The sequence below is a fragment of the Daejeonella sp. genome (genome assembly GCF_036405355.1).
Classification (GTDB): domain Bacteria; phylum Bacteroidota; class Bacteroidia; order Sphingobacteriales; family Sphingobacteriaceae; genus Daejeonella.
The window spans coordinates 38,570-47,075 of the sequence record NZ_DASWXT010000124.1 but is presented as its reverse complement, the minus strand read 5'-3'; the positions used below and the strand labels follow the sequence as shown (position 1 = coordinate 47,075).

6 protein-coding genes are annotated in these 8,506 nt (G+C 42.0%); 1 reads left to right on the top strand and 5 read right to left on the bottom strand.

Features of this window, described 5'->3' with window-relative positions; translation table 11 throughout:
* The first annotated feature begins 182 nt into the window (after positions 1-182).
* On the top strand, positions 183-824 hold the full coding sequence (locus VGE44_RS15625) for a DUF998 domain-containing protein (RefSeq protein WP_331080849.1): 642 nt from the start codon (positions 183-185) through the stop codon (positions 822-824).
* A 308-nt stretch (positions 825-1,132) separates the two neighbouring features.
* Here VGE44_RS15625 and VGE44_RS15620 read toward each other — a convergent pair whose 3' ends face one another.
* Genes VGE44_RS15620 through VGE44_RS15600 form a run of 5 tightly spaced genes read right to left on the bottom strand, consistent with a single transcriptional unit; the run spans position 1,133 to position 8,502 of the window.
* Positions 1,133-1,684 carry a peroxidase-related enzyme gene (locus VGE44_RS15620; RefSeq protein ID WP_331080847.1) on the bottom strand — a complete coding sequence of 184 codons (552 nt, stop codon included), beginning with the start codon at positions 1,682-1,684 and terminating at the stop codon, positions 1,133-1,135.
* Between the two features lie 34 nt (positions 1,685-1,718).
* Positions 1,719-3,905 carry a TonB-dependent receptor family protein gene (locus VGE44_RS15615; RefSeq protein ID WP_331080845.1) on the bottom strand — a complete coding sequence of 729 codons (2,187 nt, stop codon included), beginning with the start codon at positions 3,903-3,905 and terminating at the stop codon, positions 1,719-1,721.
* Positions 3,906-3,912: 7 nt separating this feature from the next.
* Entirely contained in the window at positions 3,913-4,449 is a 537-nt protein-coding gene (locus VGE44_RS15610) for a peroxidase-related enzyme (protein WP_331080843.1), read from the bottom strand.
* The gene (locus VGE44_RS15605) at positions 4,449-5,723 is read right to left on the bottom strand and encodes an MFS transporter (protein WP_331080841.1); all 1,275 of its coding nucleotides are present in this window, start codon (positions 5,721-5,723) and stop codon (positions 4,449-4,451) included. Before VGE44_RS15605 ends, VGE44_RS15610 begins: the two co-directional genes overlap by 1 nt.
* Positions 5,724-5,727: 4 nt before the next feature.
* Positions 5,728-8,502, bottom strand: coding sequence for a TonB-dependent receptor (locus VGE44_RS15600; protein WP_331080839.1), 2,775 nt, complete (start codon positions 8,500-8,502; stop codon positions 5,728-5,730).
* Positions 8,503-8,506: the final 4 nt, after the last annotated feature.

The window sequence follows — 8,506 nt, the reverse complement described above, 5'->3', positions numbered from 1 at the left end:
TATCCCTGCTGACCGGGATCGGGCGAAATACCAGGTACAATAAAGCAATGATTAATACCGTAAATATTATTATCCCTGGTTTACCTGAAAGATTTTTCATAGTGATTAAGTCTGGTTATCAGCAAGATAATAAATAAATTATAGAAATACACAGGTTTGCTTCAGCATTGCAGGTTCACAAAATGAGATTAAACCAAAAAACAATATTTATCTGCGGCATCCTTGGAGCGGCATTTTTTGTGACTGCTTCGCTGCTCGCAGGATTGATCGCAGAAAATTATAATCCTTTATCGCAGCTTATCAGCGAGTCTATGTCCGAAGACCGGCCTTACTCAAAAGAGATCCGATATTTCGGATATATTCCATCGGGTATCCTGCTGATGATATTTGCCTTCGCAGCACCCGTAAACATGCCTGCATCAAGGCAGATCAGGCTTAGCTTTTATGGGATTGCTTTATTTTATGGATTGGCAACAATTACTGTTGGAATTTTTCCATGCGAAGCCGGATGCAATAAGGAAATGATCAATCCGGGTATCTCCCAGGTCATCCATAATCTGAGCGGACTCTTTACTTATATTGGAATGCCACTCTGCCTGCTGCTCATTGGTTTCGGATTAAAGAAGGCCAATACCCGCGCTCGCCTGTCGCGCGTTTCAATTTTATTGGGATTCAGCTCCGCTTTCTTTATTCTTATTTTGTTAGCTAGCCCTTTAAGTCCTTATGCCGGATTAATCCAGCGCATCATTGAAGGAATTTTTGTTTTATGGATTATTGGGTGTGCGATTTCTATCAGGAATCATGAGAATAGGAGGGTAGATTGAAAAAGTAACCCAATAGCTATCGGGTCTGAACTACCCGACTTGCGTTTGAATCCTATCAATCCTTTAATCCTATTAATCCTAGCTCAGACAGTTTTTCTAATTCATTCTCTGAACTACCCGACCCGATAGCTATCGGGTCTTAATTCTTCTTTTCCATCCCGGCCTGAGCCAGCAACAGCAATAAAAGTTTACGGTAAAATTGCTGCCGTGGTATCAGGGCCGGGGGAAAATTTCAGGGATATCCCATACAATATCCCAAATCAACATTATTATGATATTCATGTTGTCAAAACATCTCTGGTGCATTTTTAAGTATTTTGCCCGGGGCGGGTATAACCACCCTCCAAAATGCCGTGCGCTCTGTCTTTATATATCTGCTGATCTTTGGGTGCCCAGGTTCCCAATCCGTCGACATACCTGTTAAACATGCAGAATGCTGCTGCAATTAAAACGGTATCATGGATCTCCTGATCTGTTGCTCCTTCGGCAATTGCATCCAGAATTTGCCGGTGCGCGACCATCTTTCCTCCCCGCTGCACACGTCCGGCGATTCCAAGCAGGGCTTTCATTTTAGTTGAAATTGGCGCTTCCGTAAAATTGTTTTTCACCTGTGAAATCAGCTCACCGTTTGCATCTCCCAAATGTGCAGAAGCTACTGCCCCATGAACACTCTGGCAAAATAAACAGTCGTTAAGGGAGGATACATAAGTCGCAATCATTTCGCGCTCCCCCTTTGTCAGGCTGCTTTCCCTGCATAACAATACATTAGCGAGTCCGTTAAGCGCATCAGCAGCCTGCGGATCGAAGGCCATTAATCCCCGGATTCCGGGCAGATCATTCATCAAATCAATATGTGCCATTTTATTGCTGTTTAGTTAAGGTTTGCTTTTGTCGTCAAATTCTCACAATAAATGATATTGCTCCGTTTCTTCCATCTGATGTCCAAATACCGGGACCAGGGTAAAATAATGGTCGCTTTGTAAAATATTGCTTGTCTGTCAAATTGTTTAAACCACCTTTAATTTCAAGTTTCTCTGAAATCTTTATTGTTGTGTTGAGATCAAAAATGCCATATGAAGGGACTATACCTATAGAACCATTTGCAGCCGGAATAACAGTATTTAATGCGTCTGCAAAGCTATCTCCTGTAAAACTGTATAGCCCCGACAAGCTGAATTTTCTAAAACGAAAGGTGAGCCCGTTTCGCGAAATTATGCCCGGTACACTTTCAATTTTATTACCATCAATACTAATATTTACAGAGCCCGATTTTATGCTTCCTGAAGTGTATTTGCCATCCATAATGGCGCTTGATGTGAATATTGATAATTCTGTTTTGTTGTTTAATGTCCAATTTCCCTGAATGAAAAATTCAACCCCTTTGGTTAGAGAATTCCCAATATTTGTTCTGTAAGTATATAATTGATCATTTTCATCTGTTTGGGCAATCGTGCCAAAACGATTATTGTATTGAAGTAAAAAACCTGTAATATCCCACTTCAAAAACTTCCAATTTCCTCTAAAACCCAATTCTGTATTATAACCATCTGCGTCTTTCAAGTTAGGGTCTACTTTCTCGTAAATTTCTGTAGGAACTAAATCTTTAAAAATCATTGGCCGGTATGTTTGCGACCAACCTCCATAAATATCTATAAATGATGTTGGTTTATAACTTACACCCGAGCCTAGTAAAACAAATCGATGCTTGAGATTAAAAGGAATTCTATCTATTGGCAAGTAAGTGATATTACCCAACATTTTACTTTCGCCACTTTCAAGCCTTGCTCCAATATTTGCAGAGAGATTTTTTAAAAGTTTAAAACTATTCTCAGCAAACAGGGCAACATTTTGAGTTTTGAAATGAATATCCCTTCCCCATTGGGGATTAACTAATGTCAAATCGAAATCACTGCCTGTTGTGCCTTTGCCTTGTTGGGTTCGGTGCAAGTCATTGTTCATTAATTGCACACCCATTGCAAGCGAACTTTCCTGCTTTCCTAATCTGTACTGCCTTAATAGACGTAATTCATTAGTATAACTGTTGAAATTGTCAATATCCACTTGTCTGGAGTTATACTGTCCTGTTGTAGTATTTATAGTGTCTTTTATAGTTGCAGGCTTGTCAAACATTACACTGTTTCTGTTGCCAATAACTGCCGATGAAGTATATTGAAGTTTTGTCTTATCCAAAATATTCCACTTTAACAGGAAAGAAGGAATGTTAATAGCAGGATTAAAATAATTCCTTGATCTTGTTGCTTGTCTTGGGTCGGTATTATACATAGCCTCGGTCAAAGGTCCGGGGATGCGATACACATAATTAGACCTTGCCCACTCCATGCGAAGTGATAAATTCTTATTGGCTTGATAAGTTATCATTATACTTTCTGCATCATAATCAGTATGTTCATTTCTACGATAGCCGTCTCTTGAACGCTTTGAGATGTAGGCATAATATTTAATTTTCCCGATTTTCCCACCTATGGCATTATAAGAGCTTAATAAGTTGAATGAACCTACAGTATTATAACTTTCAAAATGGATAGACTTTGTAGTATCTCCTTGTTTGGAAACATAATTTAACATACCGCCAAATTGTGAACCATATTGTAATGAGCCTGTACCCCGAACCAATTCTATACGTTCAATACTTTCAAGTGGCATACTGTAATGGCTGGCCGGATAACCATACATATCCGAATTTGTCAGCACACCGTCCTTACGAATATTGAATTCCCAACCTCTGTGTGGATCAAGTCCTCTTGTCGAAATATTTATTTGATTACCAGAACCATCCATATCATAAACAAAAACTCCTGGTACTTTTGCAAAGATTTGTCGCCCGGTTTTGTCTGTCAGATTAGCATCCATTTGTGTCAGTGAAATAACTTCATTTTTTTTTCCTGTAAAAATGTAAGTTCCAACAATGGGTTCGAGTCGGCTAAGCCCATTTCGTTCTAAGATTCCCTGAACAGTTATTGGTTCAAGAATTTTTGCCTTGATTGTATCACTCTTTACCTGACCAAAAGCTGTCGAAATAGTCAAAAATAGTCCGAATACCAATAAGCTCTTTTTTGTCATTTCTCCCTTATTTAGGTAAAGTATAGCCCTGCGCCATCCGCTCTCCCATAGCCTCATAAACTTCGGGCTCAGTGGGTGTAAGACTTGCCAGGCCATCCACATATCGATTGAACATACAGAAAGATGCCGCAATCAGAACCGTATCGTGGATCTCCTGCTCAGTAGCGCCTTCATTTTTTGCATTGGAAATATCATCGGGGCTAACCGTCCTTGCATCCTGTTGAACCTTAGCAGCAATACTGAGCAGGGCTTTCAGCTTTGCTGAAATAGGGCTAGTCAGATAATCCTCCAGAACAAAATCAACAATACCTTTATCATCCTTATAAAGGTATCGCGCGGCGGCGGCATGACTGCTCATGCAGAACATGCAATCGTTTTTTGAGGAAACAAAACTTGCTATTAATTCCCTGTCAGCTTCTGAAAGCGATGAGGGGTTGCGAAGCAAAGCCTGCGCAAGCTCATACAATGGCTTGCCGGTTTCGGGTCTGAACATCACAAGGCTCCTGATTCCGGGAACCCCTTCGGGTACGTTGATATGTGCCATTATAAATTTTCTTTTAAACTTAAACTTGAATCTGAATGAGCTACAGCCTCCGGAGAGTAGAATGTAACCAGCAGACCTATTAAAAATGTGATTGAAAAAACCAGTACTGCGTTTCCGTATCCACCCATAACATGGACCAATGCTCCTACGAAGAATACAACAATTGCTGTTGCCAGCCGACCGATATTGAAACAAAATCCGGTAGCGGTCGCACGGATCTTTGTCGGGAATAACTCCGGCAGATAGGAAGACAAGGTCCCCTGACTGATACCGAAGAAAAGCGCCAGGAAAGCACATTCAGGATAGATGACCGTGCTAAAAGTCTGGTTCGTTTTAAAAATGATGAAGCACATTACAAAACAACCTGCAAAGGTAATCAGGAGTGTTTTTCTATGTCCCAGATAATTGATCAGAAAACCTGAAAGGGATCCGCCAACAATTCCTCCGCTTCCGAGGATCATCATTGTAATCCCACGCTCTGCCTGGCCCTGCCCGGGATCAGGGAACAAACTTTGCACCCAGGTTGGCATCCATGAAAATATAGCCCAGAGGCCGATTATCATCGATCCAAAGATCAGGGATCCCTGAATCAGATTCTTCTTATTGTGGCTTTCGAACAGGGCTAAATATTTTGATGGCTGCTCTGTATCCAATGATTCCTGTTTCAGTTGTATCCATTCTTTTGATTCCCTGATCAGAATTAAGGCAGTAAAAGCTGCCGCCAGTGGGATAAAACCCGGTAAAAATGCCATGCGCCAGTCGGAAAAGAAGTTATTGGCAATTCCTGTTGAAATAATTCCTACCGGAAAGGTAACTGCTAGAATACCCAATGCGATAGCCCTTGATTTTGCAGGCCAGATTTCAGCGACCAGAATAGTAGCCAGTACCAAAGTCCCTCCAACTCCCAATCCGGAGAAAAATCTTAACAGAATAACTATCTGCCAACTGTCTGAAAAGCTGATCAGGATATTGAGCACCGCGTACAAGCTCACCGCAATCACAAAAGCCCTGATTCTGCCAATATGATCACCTAAAAAGCCAAATAATATTCCGCCAAAGGTCCAGCCCAGCAGGAACATTGAGCCGATGTAGGCACTGACCTCGTTCAGATCATCTGCACTCACATCAGCCATCAGTTCTTTAACGACCACCGGCAGGTAAACAGGCATCAGCGTTGAGAAATATCCGCCAAATGCATAACAGATTACACAAATGGCGAATAGTAGATTCCTGCTTCCTGCAGGATTTATGATATCTTTCTTTTTTACTGACATGGCCTTATTTCAGGAGCTCATCAAAAGTCAGAGAGACGTAATACACGCCTCCGACTGCCGGCGAACCATAAGCCTGCACATTGTATTTATTGCTCAGATTGGTTCCCCCAATCTTCAGAACCGATTTAGCAGCCGGTATTTTAAGACTTAGCTGTGCACCCAACTGTCCGTAAGCCTCTATCCTGCCCGGTTGCAGATCGCTGAAAGATCCTACCCAGTTAAATGCCGACTGCCAGCGGTAATTCATACTAAAACCGATGTTTTTAAATAAATTCCGGTTTGAAAGAATCAGGTTCGAGACAAATTTCGGAGTATTGAATGCCGGAATATTATTGGGATTGGCACCTTTCAGATCAAAGGAGGTCCAGGTACTGTTTCCTGTCAACTGATAGCTTTTAGGGAAATAATAAGTTAATCCTAAAGATGAACCCTGCGCACTCACTTTATCCGAAGCATTGGTATACAACTGATAAGCCTGTGCCTGTCTGTTCAGAATTTCCATTGCAGCAGCAGGATTAGGAGTGCCATCAGCAGCTAATACAGGGCTTGTGGGACTGATTACTACCTGATTCAGGATGAAGTCCTGGTAGTTGCTGTAATAATAATTAATATCGATAAAGAGCTTCTCACTTATAAGTCCTTTATAGCCGATCTCATAGCTTTCTATCTGCTCAGGCTTGATATAAGCAACATCAGACTTCTTGAGGAGATGCTTGTTATTAGCAATAGCCGTTGGAGGAGGGGTACCTGATCCGACAGCGGCACCAAAGGCAGCACCAAATGCGCTTACTGAACTTGAGGTATATGAATTACTGTAAGCGGGCAGACCGGCACTGTTTTCTGGTGTACCTCCAAGAATGGTGATCGGACCTACAAATAATTTGATGTACTGGTCAACAGGTGTAGGATTCCTGAATCCGGTTTGAAATGAAGCCCGGAAATTATGATTCTTTACCGGAGAGAAAACTGCAGAAACCCTTGGCGTAAAACTTCCCTTAAAGTTTTCATTCTTATCATAACGTGCGGAAGCAACCAGCTTAAACTTGTCCTCGAAAAGCAGTTTAGACAATTGCAGGAATGCGCCGTATTCACTGATTGTTATTTCCTTGTTTTTATCGTCAAGCAGGGTTCCGTTGGTAAACATGTCGAACTTCCGGAGATTACCGCCAGCAAGCACATCCATAAATTTAACAGCCTTGCTGAAATCGTATTGTCCTTCGGCATGATAGAGTTTACTATTACTGAATATTCCAGCTCCCGTAAGCCCCTGTATCGCCTGATATTTATCTTTCATGGCCTCAAACTCAGCGGTTCCGGGTAAAAACCTACCCTGATCAGCAAATCCACGGGCTATGCTGTGATTATTTGCCGTAACTCCGGTAATATTCCCTTTATAGGCCGCTTCATATCGTGAAAACCAGGTTGCATCAGCCACATTAGGACTTACCTTATTTCCGTTCAGATCCTGTACCCATTCCTGATTCACTTTTTGTCCGAGGGTACGCGGGTTATAAGAATCATGGGAGTTCTCTATCGTGGTATATGCCCTGATAAAGAACTGACTGCCTTTTAGCTCCAGTCGGTGCTGCTGCAGGGTGAAATTATTGATCGAAAAGCGGCTGCTGCCGGTATAATTTGCGGTACCCTTTCCAAAATTATACTGGTAAATCGCTTCCAGGTTATCAGAAAGACGATAATGCAGGGCAGCATTCATCTTCAGATTATCGACCTTATAATCTGTTAAATAACGCTCTTCATATCCGGTTCTCGAAACACGGCCGATTCCATTTATGGTCTGAGCGATTTCATCTCCATAAATATTCAGTGCATTTCTTCCGGGATTTGAGGCACCGCGGGATGCTAATGGAGTATTCTGGTCAATGTCTGTGTAATTGGTTGCATACCAATCCAGACCCTTGAAGTAAGAGACATTGGTTTTGAATGCAAACTTATTATTGAAAGCCTTTGCATAACGCATAGTGAGGTCGTACAAAGCTGCCGCATCTGTATAACTATCATTCAGGTGATTAACACCCAATTTGGTCTGAACACTCAAACCCTGATATTGAAAAGGGTCTTTACTTCTCATCATCAGAACCCCGTTAAAAGCGACCGGGCCGTAAAGTGCTGAAGCAGCTCCGGGAATCAGCTCTGCGCTTTCGGCATCCAGATCAGAAAGTCCGAACAGGTTACCAACAGAAAAGTTTAATCCGGGAGTCTGATTATCCACTCCATCTACCAATTGAAGAAAACGTCCGGTTCCGATACCCCCAAAACCACGGGTATTAATGGATTTAAAGTTCAGTCCGCTGGTAACCACATCCAGTGATTTCAGGGACTGTAATCCTTCATAAAAACTAAAGGAAGGGGTTTCGCGGATAGATCTGAGATCCATTTTCTCGACCGTAACCGGCGATTGCATGATGTTTTCCTCCACTCTTGAAGCCGAGACCACCACCTCATCCATTTGTGTGGAGGCAGGTGAAAGGGCAACAGTGATCTTGTCTGAAAACTCATTGATTATGATCTCCTGCCGGACATAACCGAGGCCGGAGACGATTAATGTAATAGGTAAGGGCAATTTCGTGCTGATTTGAAATTTGCCCTCACTGTCAGTAATGGTGCCGGCAAGCAGTCCTTTAATGGAGATACTTGCTCCTGAGATCGGCTTTTTGCTTTCATTATCGGTAATCGTTCCTGATGCAGTTCCGGTTTGAGAAAAGGCCGAAAACGGGATAAATAAAGCTATGAGTATGATGTATAGTAAACTTGTTTTCATAAAA